This is a genomic window from Halomonas sp. JS92-SW72 (assembly GCF_003547075.1).
In the GTDB taxonomy this organism is placed as follows: domain Bacteria; phylum Pseudomonadota; class Gammaproteobacteria; order Pseudomonadales; family Halomonadaceae; genus Halomonas; species Halomonas alkalicola.
The window spans coordinates 935,066-951,623 of sequence record NZ_CP032147.1 but is presented as its reverse complement, the minus strand read 5'-3'; the positions used below and the strand labels follow the sequence as shown (position 1 = coordinate 951,623).

General features: G+C 68.0%; 14 protein-coding genes. 3 read left to right on the top strand and 11 right to left on the bottom strand.

The window, feature by feature from the left end; translation table 11 throughout:
• Positions 1-211: 211 nt before the first annotated feature.
• The 4 genes from D1793_RS04465 to metH form a co-directional block, all read right to left on the bottom strand.
• Entirely contained in the window at positions 212-760 is a 549-nt protein-coding gene (locus D1793_RS04465) for a DUF934 domain-containing protein (protein WP_110068715.1), read from the bottom strand.
• Complete coding sequence (locus D1793_RS04460; RefSeq protein WP_119021073.1) at positions 753-2,405, bottom strand: nitrite/sulfite reductase; 1,653 nt, start codon at positions 2,403-2,405, stop codon at positions 753-755. The genes D1793_RS04465 and D1793_RS04460 overlap by 8 nt, the downstream gene beginning before the upstream one ends.
• Positions 2,406-2,541: 136 nt before the next feature.
• Positions 2,542-3,870: an MATE family efflux transporter gene (locus D1793_RS04455; RefSeq protein ID WP_119021072.1), complete on the bottom strand. Its 1,329-nt coding sequence runs from the start codon at positions 3,868-3,870 to the stop codon at positions 2,542-2,544.
• Between the two features lie 55 nt (positions 3,871-3,925).
• Positions 3,926-7,639 (bottom strand): methionine synthase, encoded by a 3,714-nt coding sequence (metH, locus tag D1793_RS04450; protein WP_119021071.1) that lies wholly within the window; start codon positions 7,637-7,639, stop codon positions 3,926-3,928.
• A gap of 299 nt (positions 7,640-7,938) precedes the next feature.
• Here metH and nfuA point away from each other — a divergent pair, with 299 nt between their 5' ends.
• On the top strand, positions 7,939-8,529 hold the full coding sequence (gene nfuA / locus D1793_RS04445; protein ID WP_110068711.1) for a Fe-S biogenesis protein NfuA: 591 nt from the start codon (positions 7,939-7,941) through the stop codon (positions 8,527-8,529).
• A gap of 174 nt (positions 8,530-8,703) precedes the next feature.
• Here nfuA and D1793_RS04440 read toward each other — a convergent pair whose 3' ends face one another.
• Positions 8,704-9,729: a DNA-binding protein gene (locus tag D1793_RS04440; RefSeq protein ID WP_119021070.1), complete on the bottom strand. Its 1,026-nt coding sequence runs from the start codon at positions 9,727-9,729 to the stop codon at positions 8,704-8,706.
• Positions 9,730-10,007: 278 nt separating this feature from the next.
• Between D1793_RS04440 and D1793_RS04435 the strand changes: the two genes are divergently transcribed.
• Positions 10,008-11,153, top strand: a complete 1,146-nt coding sequence (locus D1793_RS04435; RefSeq protein ID WP_240407817.1) for a site-specific integrase — start codon at positions 10,008-10,010, stop codon at positions 11,151-11,153.
• Positions 11,154-11,181: 28 nt separating this feature from the next.
• The gene (locus tag D1793_RS04430; RefSeq protein ID WP_119021068.1) at positions 11,182-11,607 is read left to right on the top strand and encodes a SufE family protein; all 426 of its coding nucleotides are present in this window, start codon (positions 11,182-11,184) and stop codon (positions 11,605-11,607) included.
• Between the two features lie 28 nt (positions 11,608-11,635).
• Here the strand turns inward: D1793_RS04430 and yidD are convergent, their stop codons facing one another.
• From yidD to D1793_RS04400, 6 genes are all read right to left on the bottom strand, one after another.
• Positions 11,636-12,001 (bottom strand): membrane protein insertion efficiency factor YidD, encoded by a 366-nt coding sequence (gene yidD / locus D1793_RS04425; protein WP_119021067.1) that lies wholly within the window; start codon positions 11,999-12,001, stop codon positions 11,636-11,638.
• A gap of 2 nt (positions 12,002-12,003) precedes the next feature.
• The gene (hisI, locus tag D1793_RS04420; RefSeq protein ID WP_119021066.1) at positions 12,004-12,450 is read right to left on the bottom strand and encodes a phosphoribosyl-AMP cyclohydrolase; all 447 of its coding nucleotides are present in this window, start codon (positions 12,448-12,450) and stop codon (positions 12,004-12,006) included.
• A gap of 44 nt (positions 12,451-12,494) precedes the next feature.
• A complete protein-coding gene (locus tag D1793_RS04415; protein WP_119021065.1) occupies positions 12,495-12,938 on the bottom strand; it encodes a transcriptional repressor in 444 nt (147 codons plus the stop codon).
• Positions 12,939-13,006: 68 nt separating this feature from the next.
• Positions 13,007-14,005, bottom strand: a complete 999-nt coding sequence (locus D1793_RS04410) for an alpha-L-glutamate ligase-like protein (protein WP_119021064.1) — start codon at positions 14,003-14,005, stop codon at positions 13,007-13,009.
• Positions 14,002-15,507 (bottom strand): UUP1 family membrane protein, encoded by a 1,506-nt coding sequence (locus D1793_RS04405; RefSeq protein WP_119021063.1) that lies wholly within the window; start codon positions 15,505-15,507, stop codon positions 14,002-14,004. The genes D1793_RS04410 and D1793_RS04405 overlap by 4 nt, the downstream gene beginning before the upstream one ends.
• Positions 15,508-15,554: 47 nt before the next feature.
• A complete protein-coding gene (locus D1793_RS04400; protein ID WP_119021062.1) occupies positions 15,555-16,394 on the bottom strand; it encodes an ATP-dependent zinc protease in 840 nt (279 codons plus the stop codon).
• Between the last annotated feature and the right edge of the window lie 164 nt (positions 16,395-16,558).

Genomic DNA, 16,558 nt, shown 5'->3' with positions numbered 1-16,558 from the left:
CGGGGGCGCTGTGAATACCTCCCTGTACGCTACTTTTTCCCTGCGGCGCTCTCGCATCCTGCTCCGCTTGCAGGGCCGGTGCTGGCCATCCTTGGCCAGCCCGTTCGGAGCAATGCTCCTCACCCCTGGAAAAAGACCCCCTTCAGGCCTGCCCCCGGCGCCCCGCCTCAAGCGTGAGCAAGCCCTTGCTGGCGACAGGCCCTGATGATGGTCAGGCGAAGGCAGCCGCCTCTTCGCGGGCCTGGGCCCACTCCCGCTCGCGGCGGCGGAACAGCGGCTCCGGCTGGTCCACGGCCGGTTGGTAGGCGCGGCTGAAGGCGCCCAGGGCGCGCTGGGCATCCTCCAGCCACTGGTCCTCGCGCAGCGAGAGGCCATCGAACCCGCAGCGCGTCATGAAATAGAGCTGATCCACCAGCACGTCGCCCACCGCACGGATCTCGCCGCCAAAGCCGTGGCGCTCGCGCAGCAGCCGCGCCAGGCTGTAGCCGCGCCCGTCGGTGAACTTCGGGAAGTCCACGGCGATCAGCGGCGCCTCGGCCAACCGCTCGGCCAGGGCGTCGGTCAACTCGGTGTCGGCCGGGAGCCAGGGGGCCAGGGTGGCGCTCGGTGCGGCCTCGAGCCAGTCGGCGAGGGGCACGATGGCGGCGGCACCGGCCGGCGCCTCGCCCTCGCGAACCAGGGTCCAGGCGTCCGCGGCGGGCTGGCCGCGAAACAGGTAGGGGCGTGACTCGGGGCGTGCGTTGGGGGCTTGATCAGGCATAGACCCGCTCCTTGAAGGGTTTGAGGCCGATACGGCGGTAGGTGTCGAGGAAGGTCTCGCCGTCACTGCGCTCGCCGACGTAGACCTTGAGCAGCTTGTCGATCACCTCGGGAACGCTTTCGCGGCTGAAGGAGGGACCGAGGATCTTGCCCAGCGAGGTGGCGTTGCCCTGGGCGCCGCCGAGCGAGATCTGGTACCACTCCTCGCCCTTCTTGTCGACGCCGAGGATGCCGATGTGCCCCACATGGTGGTGGCCACAGGCGTTCATGCAGCCCGAGATGTTCAGCTCCAGCGGGCCCAGGTCATAGAGGAAGTCGAGGTCATCGAAGCGTTCCTGGATCGCCTGAGCCACCGGGATCGACTTGGCATTGGCCAGGGCGCAGTAGTCGCCCCCCGGGCAGCAGATCAGGTCGGCCAGGGTGCCCACGGTGGGGTTGGCCAGGCCCAGGGCATCCAGGCGCTGCCACAGCTCGTGGAGGCGATCCACCGGCACGTCGGAGAGCACCAGGTTCTGCTCGTGGGTGACCCGCAGCTCACCGAAGCTGTACTCGTCGGCAAGATCGGCGATCTGGTGCATCTGCTCGGCGGTCACGTCGCCTGGGGATTGACCGGCTCGCTTGAGCGACAGGGTCACCGCCTTGTAGCCGGGCACCTTGTGGCCGGTGACGTTGTTGGTCACGAAGCGGGCGAAGGCACGATTCTCGCCGCGCAGCCGCTGGAAAGCCTCGATGGCCTCGGCGCTGACCGGGCGGCGTTCCGGGTCGACGAAGTGGCCGGCAACCGCCTCGACGGTCTCCCGGGTCAGGGTCTGGGGGCCATCCTTGAGATGGGCCCACTCGGCATCCACACGGCGGCGGAACTCCTCGATGCCCAGCGCCTTGACCAGGATCTTGATGCGCGCCTTGAACTTGTTGTCGCGGCGACCGAACTGGTTGTAGACCCGCACCAGCGCCTCGAGGTAGGTCAGCAGGTGACGCCAGGGGAGGTCCTCGCGCACTACGTCCCCGATCATCGGCGTGCGGCCCAGGCCCCCACCGGCCAGCACCCTGACGCGCACCTCGCCGCTGTCGTCGCGCCACAGGCGCAGGCCCACGTCGTGGACCTGGATGGCCGCGCGATCCTCCGCGGCACCGGTGACGGCGATCTTGAACTTGCGCGGCAGGTAGGCGAACTCGGGATGGAAGGTCGACCACTGGCGAATCAGCTCGCACCAGGGGCGCGGATCAACCTCCTCGTCCTCGGCCACCCCGGCGAACTGGTCGGTGGTGGTGTTGCGAATGTCGTTGCCGCTGGTCTGGATCGCATGCATCTGCACGCTGGCCAACTCCGCCAGCATGTCCGGTACCGTCTCAAGCTTCGGCCAGTTCAGCTGCAGGTTGGTGCGGGTGGTGAAATGGCCATAGCCGCGATCATAGTCGCGGGCCAGATCGCCGAGCTTGCGCAGCTGGTGGGAGGCCAGCATCCCGTAGGGGATGGCGATGCGCAGCATGGGGGCGTGACGCTGGACATAGAGCCCATTCTGCACGCGCAGCGGAAGGAACTCCTCCTCGCTGAGGCGGCCGGCCAGATAGCGCTCCATCTGGTCGCGGAACTGGGCAACGCGTTCATTGACGAGGGTCTGGTCGTGGGTGTCGTAGCGGTACATTCAGCCGTTCCTGCTGCAGTGAAGGGTGGCGGAGCCTGAAGGTGCACCATACGCGCCCCGCGTTATACTTGGAAAGAATAAATGCTTATAGTTTTTATGCGAAAAGTAATTACCGGGCCGCAGCAGGGGCGGCCCGTCACACCCTGAGGCGCTGCCAGCGACGGCGCTGCCAGATGACCGCGAACCAGGCGGAGTTGAGGCAGCGATAGCCGAGCTGTGCCCACCAGATGCCGAGCAGGCCCTGCTCGAGGACCACGCCGATCCACCACGCCAGCGGCAGGAACACCAGCCACTGCAGGCCGAGGGTCGTGGTCATCACGGTGCGATTGGCGCCGGCGCCGAGCAGCGCCTGGGCCAGCACCAGGGCGGCGGCGTCCAGCACGATCATCAGCGCGGTGAGCTGCAGGGGGAGCCGGCCCAGGGCCACCAGCGCCGGGTCATGCAGGAAGAGCCCGAGCACTACCTCGGGAAACAGGGCCATGGGCAGCGCGAGGGCCGCGAGGCACAGCCAGGCCAGGTGCACCACCTCCCAGCCCCAGCGATGGGCATCGCCATGGGCCTCGCGGCCCAGCGCCTGGCCCACCAGGCTCATGGCAGCCATGCCGAGCCCCACTCCGGGCAGGATCAGCAGCAGCGAGAGGTTCACCAGCACATGGCCCACGGCTACGCTGCGGGTATCGATCTGGCCGAGGATCCAGAACAGCACCGCATAGCCGGCGGCGAACCACAGCTGCTGGAAGGAGTGAGGGGTCGCCAGGCGCAGAGTGGTCGCGAAGGTGAAGCGCCGCGGCAGGCCGGCGAGGAAACCGCTGCCCCTGGCATGGCGCGTGCTGAGAACCGCCCAGATGGCCAGCCCCAGGAACAGTGACAGGCTGGTGCCGGCCCCGGCGCCGGCGGCCCCCATGGCCGGCAGGCCCAAGTACCCGAAGATCAGCGCCAGGCTCGCCGCCACGTTGACGGCATGCATCACGAGGATGATGCGCAGGTAGATGCCGGTCTGCTGGATGCCGTTCCAGTAACCGCGAAAGCAGAAGATCATCGCCACGGCGGTAAGCGACACCACCCGCCAGCGGAAATACTCGACCGCCACGGCGTTGACCGCCGGGTCCTGGTTGATCAGCGCCAGCAGCCGCGGCGCCTGCCACAGGCAGAGCAGCGTGATCGGCAGCGATGCGACGACCGCGATCACCAGCCCCGCATTGAGCGGCACCGCGCGCCGCTCCCAGGCCTCCTCACCGTGGCGCCGGGCGGTCTGGGCCTGGACGCCGGAGGAGAGGCCGAACACCAGGGCGGTGATCAGGAACATGGCATAGCCGCCGATGCCGACGCCGGCCAGGGGCACCTCGCCCAGCGACCCCACCATGGCGGCGTCGATCAGGTTGATCAGGCTCTGGGAGAGCATGCCGGCGATGATCGGCAGGGCGAGGCGCAGGATTGTCTGGCGGCGAGTGGGCTTGGGCAGCATGGGGGTCCGTCGAGTCAGGGCCCGCAAAGCGAGCCCCTGGGCGGCTGGCGACCGATCAGGCCGGGTCGTAGGAGAGCACCGGCGAGAGCCAGCGCTCCATCTCGTCCAGGGCCATGCCCTTGCGCTCGGCCAGCGCCTCGACTTGGTCGCGGGTGATCTTGCCGGTGGAGAAGTACTTCGACTGGGGATGCGAGAAGTACCAGCCGGCCACCGCAGCGGCGGGCCACATGGCGTAGCTCTCGGTGAGCGTAAGGCCGCTGTTGGCCTCGGCGTCGAGCAGCCGGAAGAGGGTCGCCTTCTCGGTGTGGTCCGGGCAAGCCGGGTAGCCGGGGGCGGGGCGTATGCCCTGGTACTTCTCGGCGATCAGCGCCTCGTTGTCCAGCGTCTCCTCCGGCACATAGCCCCAGATCTCCTTGCGCACCCGCTCGTGGAGGCGCTCGGCGAAGGCCTCGGCCAGGCGGTCGGTGAGCGCCTGGACCATGATGGCGTTGTAGTCGTCACCGGCGGCCTTGTAGCGCTCGGCGAGCTCCTCCACGCCATGCCCGGCGGTGACCGCGAAGCCACCGATCCAGTCGGGCTTGCCGCTCTCCTTCGGGGCGATGAAGTCGGCCAGGCTGTAGCAGACCCCGTCGCGATTCTTGGTGGTCTGCTGGCGGATATGGTGGAGCCGCTCGATCACCACCTGACGCGACTCGTCGGCGTAGACCTCGATGACGTCATCGTCGACGCTGTTGGCCGGCCAGAGGCCGATCACCCCGCGGGCCTGCACCAGCTTCTCGTCGATCAGCCGGGCGAGCATCGCCTGGGCATCGCGGAACAGATTGCGCGCGGCCTCGCCCACCACCGCATCGTCGAGGATCTTCGGGTACTTGCCGGCCAGCTGCCAGCTCATGAAGAAGGGGGTCCAGTCGATGCGCTCGACCAGCTCCGCGAGATCGTACTCCTCGAACACCGTGAGGCCGGTGACGGCCGGACGGGGCGGAGTGTAGCTGGTCCAGTCGATGACGAACTTGCGCGCGCGGGCCTCGGCATAGCCGAGATCGGCGGCCTTGGGGCGACGCTTGGCGTTGCGCTCGCGGACCTGCTCGTACTCGCTGCGGATCTCGGCGACATAGGCCTCCTTGAGGCCGGGAGAGAGCAGCTTGCCGGCCACGCCCACGGCGCGGGAGGCATCGGGCACATAGACCACCGGGTGCTCGTAGCCGGGCTCGATCTTGACCGCGGTGTGGGCCTTGGAAGTGGTGGCGCCGCCGATCAGCAGCGGCAGGCTGAAGCCCTGGCGCTGCATTTCCTTGGCCACGTGCACCATCTCGTCAAGCGACGGGGTGATCAGCCCGGAGAGGCCGATGATGTCGGCATTTACCTCCCTGGCGGTCTGCAGGATCTTCTCCGCCGGCACCATCACGCCGAGGTCGATCACCTCGTAGTTGTTGCACTGGAGCACCACGCCGACGATGTTCTTGCCGATGTCGTGGACGTCGCCCTTGACCGTGGCCATGACGATCTTGCCCTTGGCCTGGCTGTCGCCCTGGGCCAGCTCGCGCTTCTCCGCCTCGATGTAGGGAATCAGGTAGGCCACCGCCTGCTTCATCACCCGGGCCGACTTGACCACCTGGGGCAGGAACATCTTGCCGGCGCCGAACAGGTCTCCGACCACGTTCATGCCGTCCATCAGCGGCCCCTCAATCACCTCGATGGGGCGCGCCGCCTCTTGGCGCGCCTGCTCGGTGTCCTCTTCGATGTAGGCGGTGACGCCCTTGACCAGAGCATGCTCGATGCGCTTGTTCACCGGCCAGGAGCGCCACTCGAGGTCCTCCTTGCGAGCCGGGCCCGAGCCATCGCCCTTGTACTTGTCGGCGAGATCCACCAGGCGCTCGGTGCCGTCGGGGCGGCGGTTGAGCACCACGTCCTCGACCGCCTCGCGCAGCTCCTGCGGCAGGTCGTCGTAGACCGCCAGCTGGCCGGCGTTGACGATGCCCATGGTGAGTCCGGCGCGGATGGCGTGGTAGAGGAACACCGAGTGGATCGCCTCGCGCACCGGGTTGTTGCCGCGGAAGGAGAAGGAGACGTTGGAGACCCCCCCGGAGACCATGGCGTGGGGCAGGTGCTCGCGGATCCAGCGGGTGGCATCGATGAAGTCCACGGCGTAGTTGTCGTGCTCCTCGATGCCGGTGGCGATGGCGAAGATGTTGGGGTCGAAGATGATGTCTTCCGGCGGAAAGTCGAGTTCGTCCACCAGGATGCGATAGGCCCGCTGGCAGATCTCGGTCTTTCGCGCGAAGGTGTCGGCCTGGCCGGTCTCGTCGAAGGCCATCACCACCACGGCAGCGCCGTGGCGGCGGCAGATGGTGGCCTGCTCACGGAAGGCCTCCTCGCCCTCCTTCATGGAGATCGAGTTGACCACCGCCTTGCCCTGCACGCACTTCAGGCCCGCCTCGATGATCTCCCACTTGGAGGAGTCGATCATGATCGGCACCCGGGCGATGTCGGGCTCGCCGGCGATCAGGTTCAGGAAGCGCACCATGGCCTCCTGGGACTCGAGCATGCCCTCGTCCATGTTGATGTCGATCACCTGGGCGCCGTTCTCGACCTGCTCAAGGGCCACCTCCAGGGCGGTGGTGAAGTCCTCCTCCACGATCAGTCGCTTGAAGCGCGCCGAGCCGGTGACGTTGGTGCGCTCACCGACGTTGACGAACAGCGAGTCCGCGGCGATGTTGAAGGGCTCGAGGCCCGAGAGGCGACAGGCCCTGGGGATCTGGGGCACCCGGCGCGGCGCGAGTCCCGCGATGGCCCGGTGGATGGCCGCAATATGCTCGGGCGTCGAGCCGCAGCAGCCGCCGATGATATTGACCAGGCCGCTCTGGGCGAATTCGGCGACGATGGCCGCCATCTCCTCGGGGGTCTGGTCGTACTCGCCGAACTCGTTGGGCAAGCCGGCGTTGGGGTGGGCGGAGACGAAGGTGTCCGCCTTGGTGGAGAGCTCCTCCACATAGGGGCGCAGCTCTGCGGCCCCCAGCGCGCAGTTGAGGCCGACGCTAAGGGGGCGGGCATGGCGCACCGAGTTCCAGAAGGCCTCGGTGGTCTGGCCGGAGAGGGTGCGGCCGGACGCATCGGTGATGGTGCCGGAGATCATCACCGGCAGGCGCTGCCCGCGATCCTCGAACAGCTCCTCCAGGGCGTAGATCGCCGCCTTGGCGTTGAGCGTGTCGAAGATGGTCTCGATCATGATCAGGTCGCTGCCGCCCTCGATCAGCGCCTCGGCCGCCTCGTAGTAATTCTCGCGCAGGGCGTCGAAGGTGACGTTGCGCTTGGCCGGGTCGTTGACGTCCGGCGAGAGCGAGGCGGTGCGCGAGGTGGGGCCCAGCACCCCGGCCACGTAGCGGGGCACGCCGGTCTCGGCGGCCACGGCGTCACACGCCTGACGCGCCAGGCGGGCCGCCTCGCGGTTGAGCTCGACCACCAGCGCTTCCATGCCGTAGTCCGCCTGGGAGAGCCGGGTGCTGTTGAAGGTGTTGGTCTCGACGATGTCGGCACCGGCTTCGAGGTACTCGCGATGGATGCGCGCGACCAGCTCCGGGCAGGTGAGCACCAGCAGGTCGTTGTTGCCCTTGAGGTCGGAGGGCCAGTCGATGAAGCGCTCGCCGCGGAAATCGGCTTCGGACAGGCCGGCATTCTGCAGCATGGTGCCCATGCCGCCATCGAGCATGAGGATGCGCTCGTTGAGGCTGTCGATGAGGGAAGCGGTCTGAGCGGTGGGAAGGGCGGCCATGGGCAGGTCTTGTCTCCAGCGAAAGTCGCATCCAGGGGCAGGGCCGCACGGACGCCTCGGGGCGTCTTCTGCCTGCTGCAGCGCTCCGGTAGAGCCGGCGGTGTCAGTCAGGGGCGGCCAGGGATGGCGGCCCATGTTACCAAAAGGCGCGCCCAAAGGCAGGCCGTTGCGCAAAGACCCACCAATTCACTCGGGATTGTCAGTTCCGGCCCGCTGTCTTACCATGGGAGACAGTCAATCCCCGACGCGCGGCCTGCCGAGGGAACGCACCAGGCCGCAGCCCGACCAGCGAGAACACCATGAGCAACCCGATCCAGATCACCGACAGTGCCCAGGACTACCTTGCCGAGCTGCTCGAGAAGCAGAACGTCGAGGGCATCGCCGTGCGCATCTTCATCACGCAGCCCGGCACCCCCTATGCCGAGACCTGCCTGGCCTACTGCCGCCCCGGTGAGGAGGAGCCGACGGACGAGCGTCTCGAGCTGCCGAAACTCGCGGTCTACCTGGACAAGAACAGCCTGCCGTTTCTCGAGGAGGCGGTGGTCGACTTCAACAAGGATCGCATGGGCGGTCAGCTGACCATCAAGGCGCCCAACGCCAAGATGCCCAAGGTCAACGCCGACAGTCCGCTGGAGGATCGCATCAACTACATCCTCTACAGCGAGATCAACCCCGGCCTTGCCGCCCACGGCGGCGAGATCAAGCTGATCGAGCTCACCGAGGAGCAGGTGGCGGTGCTGGCCTTCGGCGGCGGCTGCCAGGGCTGCGCCGCGGTGGACCTGACCCTCAAGGAGGGCGTCGAAAAGACCCTCATGGAGCGCATTCCGGAGCTGGCCGGCATCCGCGACGTGACCGACCATACCGACACCACCAACGCCTACTACCGCTAGGCTCTGCCCGAAAACTGGCTGCGCTCGACCATACGGCGTTAAAAATCAGCTCAAAGTACTCATTTACACCCCGCAAACTCCGTCTTTTCGCTGATTTTTGCCTTGTCTGACCTTCGCTCGCCGACGTTTCAGGCAAAGCCTAGGCAGGCCGGGCGGGCAGGCGCCCGCCCTCGGTTATTTCTCTGAAGGCTCCGCCGTCGCGGGGCCTTCGTCGTTGTCGGCCTCCTCGCCGTCAGGCGTCGACGGGGTCTGCCACAGGCAGCGGTGGAGCTGCTGCTCCAGGTCGCGCAGGCGGCGGGCCTGCTCTTCCAGCAGGCGCTTTTGCTCGTCGATGCGCGCCTGCTGCAGGGCCTGCTCGTGCTGGCGGGTCTCGGCCCGGGTCTCGGCCTGGCGGCGCGCCCAGTCGGTCTCCCGGTGTTGCTTTTCCTCCTCGGTCAGGCGCCCGCGGGCCTCCTGCAGCTGCTGCTCCAGGCGCTCCAGGCGGACCGCGACCTGCTTCTCCCGATCCGCGGCGGCCTTCTCGCCGGCCAGGCGTTCCTGGCGCGCCTCGTCCAGCAGCCCCATCAGCCGCGCCTCGGCGCTCTCGTGGCGCTGCTCCTCCCTGGCCAGGCGCTCGCGCTGCGCCGCTTCCAGGGCCTCCATGGCCTGCTGGTGCTCCCGGCCCTGCTGGGCCATCTCGCCGCGGATCCGCTCGAGCAGCCCCTCAAGCTCGGCGTGGCGGCTCTCCAGGCGGTGAGCCTTCTCGATGAGCTGTTCCCGCTGCGCCTCGCTGCGGGCCAGGGCCGTGCTGCGCTCCTCCAGGCGCTGCTCGGTGCTGGCCAGGTGGGCCGCCAGGGCCGATTCCCGCTGCTCGGCGTCCTCGGCCTGGCGGCGCGCCTCGGCCACCGCCTCGTCGGCCGCCGCGATGCGACGGTCTGCCTCCTCCCGGTAGTGGGCAAGGGCCTCGTTCGCACTCTCCTGGGCCCTGTGCCATAGCGCCTCCGCCAGCTCCTGCAGGGCCGCAGGCATGCCGCGGGGCGGCGGTACGTCGCGGTTCTCCTCGCGCCGCTGTCGCCACTCGCGCAGGTGGTCGCTGATGGTGGTGAAGCTGCCGGTGCCCAGCACCTCGCGCACCTTCTGCACGCTGGGGGCCTCGCCCCGCGCCAGCAGGTCATCGATCGCCCGCTGCACATCCTCGTACTGCACGCCGGTGCGTGCCATATCGCCTCTCCTTGCTCTGCTCCCGCCTGCGGGCCACCTCGCGATCGGGGCGCGGCCGCAAGCGCTGATGGGGCGCAGCATAGCCCGTGGCAGGGCGAAAGGGAAGATAATTACATACTACGTAATACGTAATTTACGATATGAAATTGACAGTAAAAGCAAGATTACGCGGCTTATCTTGCTTTTATATGCGTGGAGGCGGGATACTAAGGCGCAAGGGCAAGCAGAAGGGGAAAGGGGTGGATCGCCAGACCCGTGACGAGACGAGCAGCGAGCTCCTGCCCGCGCCGTCAGGAGAGCTACTTCCCGCCGCGCCCCCCGGGCGCAGCGCCCATATCAATGCGCACAGCGATGCCGAGGCGGTGGGGCTGTGGCTTGCCGAGTACCGCGCGAGCCCTCGCACGCAGCGCGCCTACCGCCGCGAGGCCGAGCGGCTGTTGCTGTGGTTGGCGGAGCAGGGGCTCGGCCTTGGGGAGGTGCGGCGAGACCATCTGGACGCCTTCGAGGCCTTCCTGGCCGACCCGCGCCCGCGGGAGCGCTGGGTCGGGCCGCCCAGGCCGCGCCACGCCGATGACTGGCGGCCCTTTCGCGGGCCGCTGGCCTCCGCCAGCCGGCGCCAGTCCCTGGTGATCCTGCAGGGCATGTGTGCCTGGCTGGCCGAGGCCGGCTGGGTGGCCCACAACCCCTTCCGGTTGATGCGCGACAAGCGCCGGCGGCTCGACAACCGCCAGGGGGGCATCGAGCGCTACCTGGAGCGCCCGCTGTGGGCATGGTTCTGGGCCTGGCTGGGTCGGCCAGTGGAGGAGGGCGCTTCGCCCAGGCGGCGCTACGAGTGGCAGCGTCGCCGCCTGGTGTTCGGCTTCGCCTACCTGCTGGCCCCGCGGATCGGCGAGATGAGCGCGGCCCGCATGGGGGACTTCCATCGCCGCGAGGGACGGTGGTGGTGGCGGGTGACGGGCAAGGGCGACAAGACGGCGACCATTCCGGTGCCGCCCGACATGGTCGCACTGCTCACCGAGTGGCGCCGAACGCTGGGGCTCGCCGCCGAACCGCTGCCGGACGACGCCACGCCGGTGCTGCGCGCCCTGGACGGCCGGCGCGGCCTCGGCGACAACCGGCTTTATCGGCTTATCCGCGAGGCGTTCGGCGAGGCCGCCGAGGCGCTGGAGACTGAACAGGGGGAGGAGGGCAGGCCATGGGCCATGCGGCTGCGCGCCGCCACTCCCCATTGGCTGCGCCACACCGCGCTGACCCATCAGGCCCAGGCCGGGGTGGAGCTGCGGTACCTGGCCGCCACCGCACGCCATTCGAGGCTCGACACCACGGCGCGCTACCTCCACGCCGAGGACGAGGCCTGGCACCGCCAGCAGTCGGCCCATCGCCTGGCCGCAGGGGCGGACGAGGGCAGCAACCAGCCGGTATAATCAGCGCGAAAATGACCAAGGAGCCCCCATGACGACCGAAGCCACCACCGAGCAGGCACAGCAGGCGCTGCTGGAAGAGTTCGAGATGTTCGACAACTGGATGGATCGCTACCAGTACATCATCGACATGGGCAAGGCGCTGCCGGACTTTCCCGAGGCGTGGAAGACCGACGAGCTGAAGATCCAGGGGTGCCAGTCCAACGTCTGGATGCGCCATGAGCGCGACGGCGAGCGGATCCACTTCGACGCCATCTCCGATGCGGCCATCGTCTCCGGGCTGATCGCCGTGCTGATGCGCATCTACAGCGACCGGCCCGCCGCCGAGATCCGTGACACCAGCCCGCACTTCCTTGCGGACCTGGGCCTCGACAAGCACCTCTCGCCGACCCGCAGCAACGGCCTGCACGCCATGCTCAAGCGCATCTACGAGGTGGCCGAGCAGGAGGCGGCCTGACACCGGGCTGGCTAGCCAGGTAGGGGACTCACTCCGCCTTCTTCTGCTCCCGCGCCGGATCCGCGGAGTCCCGGGGCCGGAAGTGCTCATCCAGCTCAGGGTCCTCGCGGCACAGTCGTTCGCTGGGCCCGCCCGGTACCGGGTCGATGCCACCCTCGCAGCCGGGGTGGCAGCGCACGATGCGCCGCGCCGCCATGACGCCTCCCCTGAGGGGGCCGTGCACCTGGATCGCCTCCACCGTGTAGTGGGAGCAGCTCGGCCAGTAGCGACAGCGCGGCCCCAGCAGCGGACTCAGGGTGACCTGGTAGACCCTCACCAGAGCGATCATCAGCCAGGCCATGCCCCTGCGCAGGGCGCGCAGCAGACGGGCCAGCCAGGCGGCGAGGCAGGGCATCGCTATCCCTTGCCGCTGCCGTAGAGGGTGTCGGGATCGATCAGCGGTTCCGCAGTGATGCGCGCCTCGTTGTTCTCCAGGGCCACATAGAAGCAGCTGCGCCTGCCGGTGTGGCAGGCCGGACCGGTCTGCTCCACCTGCAGCAGCAGGGTATCGCCGTCGCAGTCCAGGGCGGCGCTCTTCAGGTGCTGCTGCTGGCCGGAGCTCTCGCCCTTGCGCCACAGTTTCCCTCGCGAGCGAGACCAGTAGCAGACCCGGCCGGTGCGCAGGGTCTCCTCCAGCGCCTCACGATTCATCCAGGCCATCATCAGCACCTCACCGGAGTCATGCTGCTGGGCGATGGCGGGCATCAGTCCGTCGGCATTGAAGCGTGCGGCATCGAGGATCTCGGCCAGGGGGTAGCGGCTGTCGCGGGGAGCCCGTTCGAGGGCCTTGAAGGGTTCGCTCATGGTCGGTCCGGCAGGCAGTGGTGGAAAGGGGCAGGGTGGCCGGCTCAGGGCGCGGCGTGGCACGCCTCGCAGTGGCCGAGCAGTTCGATGGTCTGGCGCTCCACGCGGAAGCCCAGGTCACGGGCACGCTGCGAGAGCTGGGCATTGACGTCATCAAGGTGCAGCTCCTCGACCCGCCCGCAGAGCCGACAGATCAGCAGCTGGAAGCCATGGGTGTGCTCCGGGCAGGGGCAGGCCACGTAGGCGTTGAGCGATTCGATGCGGTGCACCAGGCCCTGGTCGATCAGGAATTCCAGGGCGCGGTAGACGGTGGGCGGGCGGGCAGAGGCATGCTCCTCGGCCAGGCGGTCGAGCAGATCATAGGCCTTGAGGCCGCCGGGGGCCTCGGCGATCATCTCCAGCACCCGTCGCCGGATCGGAGTGAAGCGCACGCCGCGCACTTGGCACTGCTGGGCGGCCTGGTCGAGCAGGGCGCGTGAGTCTGACATGACGACCGTCGAGTGGCGGAATGGAAGGCCCTATTCTACGCGTCGCACCGCGGCCCGGCCAGCCGCTGTCAGACGGCCACGGCCGTCGCCTCGGCGATGGGTTCGAGCTCGCTGCGTCTGGCGAAATGGTGCTGGGCGAAGGCCACGCGCGCCTCGGGGGAGGCGCCAGGGGCCTGGCGCTCGATCAGATCGAGCCGGCGGCGCAGCCCCTCGCCGTTGGCCATCTGGATGGCGAGCCCCGGGCGGGCGTTGAGCTCCAGCAGCATGGGACCCTGGTCGCGGTCCAGCACCATGTCGGTGCCGAGGTAGCCAAGCCCGGTCATCTCGTAGCAGCCGGCGGCCAGCAGCAGCAGGGTGCGCCAGTCGGGGATATGCAGGCTGGACAGTTCGTGCCCGGTATCCGGGTGGTCGACGCGGGAGCGGTCGAACTGCACGCCGCGGATGGCGGTCCCGGTGGCGATGTCCAGCCCCACCCCCACGGCCCCCTGGTGGAGATTGGCCTTGCCGTCCGAGGCCGCGGTGGAGAGTCGCATCATCGCCATCACCGGGTAGCCGAGAAAGACGATGACGCGGATGTCGGGCACCCCCTCATAGGTGTACTCAGAGAGCCGCTCGTCGAAGTTGATCAGTGCCTCGACCACCGCCACGTCGGGAGAGCCGCCCAGCGAGTAGAGCCCCGAGAGGATGTTGGAGGTATGGCGCTCGATATCCTCCAGGGTGAGCCGGGCGCCGCTCGGCTTGACGAAGGCGCCGCCGTCGACGTGGTCGATCACCAGGATCCCCTTGCCGCCGCTGCCCTTGGCCGGCTTGATCACGAAGCCGTTGTGGCCGCGCAACATCTCGTCGAGGTGCTTGACCCCGAACTGGGTAGTCACCGTGCCGATCAGCGCCGGCGTGGTGATACCGTACTCCTGGGCCAGCAGCTTAGTCTTGAGCTTGTCGTCCACCAGCGGGTAGAGGCGCCGATCGTTGTAGCGGCCGATGTAGCGGATGTTGCGCCGGTTCATGCCGATGATGCCCTTCAGGCGCAGCTTGTCCGGGGTGGTCCAGTTCCACATGACGCTCAATCCTCGGTCACAGGCTTGAAACGGCGCAGCTCGAGCAGCCGGTAGCCGGTGTAGTTGCCGAGCAGCAAGATCAGCGCCATCAGGATCAGCTGCACCCCCAGGAAGTTGAAGGTGATGTGGCGTACCCAGGGGTTGTTCATGGCCAGGTAGGCGAGCACCGCGGTGAGCAGGCTACCGCCGCCCTGGATCAGTACCTCCTTGGGACCTTCCTCCTCCCAGAGGATCGACATGCGCTCGATGGTCCATGAGAGGATGATCATCGGGAAGAAGGTGATGGTCAGGCCCGCGTTGAGGCCGAAGCGGTAGGAGAGCACCGAGAAAAGCGAGATGATGGCGATCACCGTGATGATTACCGCCGAGACCCTCGCCACCAGCAGCAGGTTGAGGTAGGAGAGGTAGTTGCGGATCACCAGGCCCACCGCCACCACCAGCAGGAAGCCTACCAGGCCGGTGATCAGCGTGGTCTGGATGAAGGCCAGCGCGATCAGCACCGGCATGAAGGTGCCTGAGGTCTTGATGCCCACCAGGATCCGCAGCAGTACCACCACCAGGGCGCCGATGGGGATCAGCAGAATGGTCTGGAACAGCGCCTGCTCCTCCAGCGGCAGGCTGTGGATGGAGAAGTTGAGCAGGGTGTCCTCGGCCATCTGGCTGCGCACCGCGGCCGCCGCCGGCTGGTTGCGGTTGAGCATCGAGAAGGTGACCCGGGAGTTGGTGCCGCCCTGGACCTCCAGCACCGCCTGGCCCGAGGACTCCCAGAGCAGCAGGTTGTCCGGGCGGCCCTGTTCGCCGGTGACGGGATTGAACAGGGTCCAGCGGTCGCCGTCGAATACCTGGACCCACTGGCTGAGGGACTGACGGCGACGGCCATCCTCCAGCAGCAGGCCGCTGACCTCCCGGGCCGGTACGCCGGCCTGGTTGAGCAGGCGCACCAGCAGCGGGCCGCGCTCGAACTGGGTCAGCAGCAGGCGCGAATTCTCGCCCTGGCGCTCGTCGCCGAAGTCGCGGATCAGCTCCCGGGCGAAGGTGAAGGCATCGGCGCTGCGGTTCCAGGCGCGTTCGATCACCTGGGTTGCCGCGGTGTCGTAGGGGCGCTCCCAGACGATGTCGCGGCGCAGTTCAGGCGGCTCGATCTCCGGGGGGCGGGCGTTCGGGGTCGCCAGCATCTGGGTGGTGTAGTAGAGCTGCTGGCTGCCGGAGGCGTCGCGAATCGACCACTGGGCGCGACGCCCGCCGTTCTCCTCCAGGAAGGCCAGGCCGTAGCCGGGCGAGGCGGTGTGCTCGGTGAGCAGCCGATACGCCTGTTGATTCGAGGGCAGCGCCATGTTGACCAGCACCGGCCCACCCTGGGCGGTGAAGTTGACCAGCGCCTCGACCTCCCAGACCTCGCGCTGTTCGCCGGGGGTCCAGGGGACTTCGAGGGTGATATGACGGTGCACGCTGAGGCCGATGCCGGTCACCAGCAACAGGCCGACCAGCAGATAGAAGGGGAGTCGTGACATGGGGCTTCCTTGGCGAGATCAGGACGAGATGGGCCGGGCAGGGCGCCTCAGCGCTCCTCGTCTTCCCGGTCGTTCTCGTCGGCTTCGGCCTCGTCGGCCGGGCGGCCGCCGGGGAACTCGGGGCGCTCGTGCAGGTAGGTCTCCGCGACATCGATCATCGCGATGTCCATCAGGAAGCGCCGGCCGAGCAGCACCGGGTAGTTGAGGTGAGTACGGTCGTTCAGGGTGAACTCCACGGACTCGCGGATCGGCCCCAGGGTCATCATCAGGCTGACCACCGGGCGGGTTCCCTCGCCGAAGGCCTGCACGATCCGCACCCGGCGCTCCACCGGCGCCTCGATCCACTCATCGCGCACGCCGTCGACCACCACGTCATCGTCGGTGAGGCCAAGCTTAAAGCGCACCCAGTTGACGCCGTCGCGCTCGAACCGGGTGATCTCACTTGCCGAGAGCGACGAGGTGTTGGCGCCAGAATCGATGCGCGCCTTCAGGTAGGTGCCCACGTCGGGCAGACCGATCCACTCGCTGCGGCCGACCACCGTCTTACCGCCCATGGCTGGCTCGACGGTGGCACACTCCTGGGGAACCAGAGTCGGCTCTCCATCGGTGCGCTCCAGGCGCTCGATGTCGGCGCGCAGGTGCCGGACCAGGCTGCCGACCTCGCGCACGTCGGCCACCAGGGTGTCCTGGCGGCGAGCCTGTTCACCAAGCTGCGCCTGCTGCAACTCGCAGCGGGCCGCTAGATCGGACTCGAGTCGATCGATGCGCAGCGCGAACTCTTCCGGCCCCAGCACGGGGTCCGGTTCCGGCGGCTGATGGGTCAGGGCGCAGCCGGAGAGCAACAGGCCGAGGGAGAGGGCTCCGGTGAACAGCAGGGGTCGGGACATGGGACAGGAGTGTTCCTTGTAGCGGTCGCGTGATGATAAGGAGTCGCCGGCCGGCTTGTCCAACCGGGGAGGGCCAAAGGGAGTGAAGTTTCAGGCCATCAGGGTGAAAAAGTGTCACCGAGGGCGGTATGGATCCGCCGAGACCTATTTGATTTAACATAATA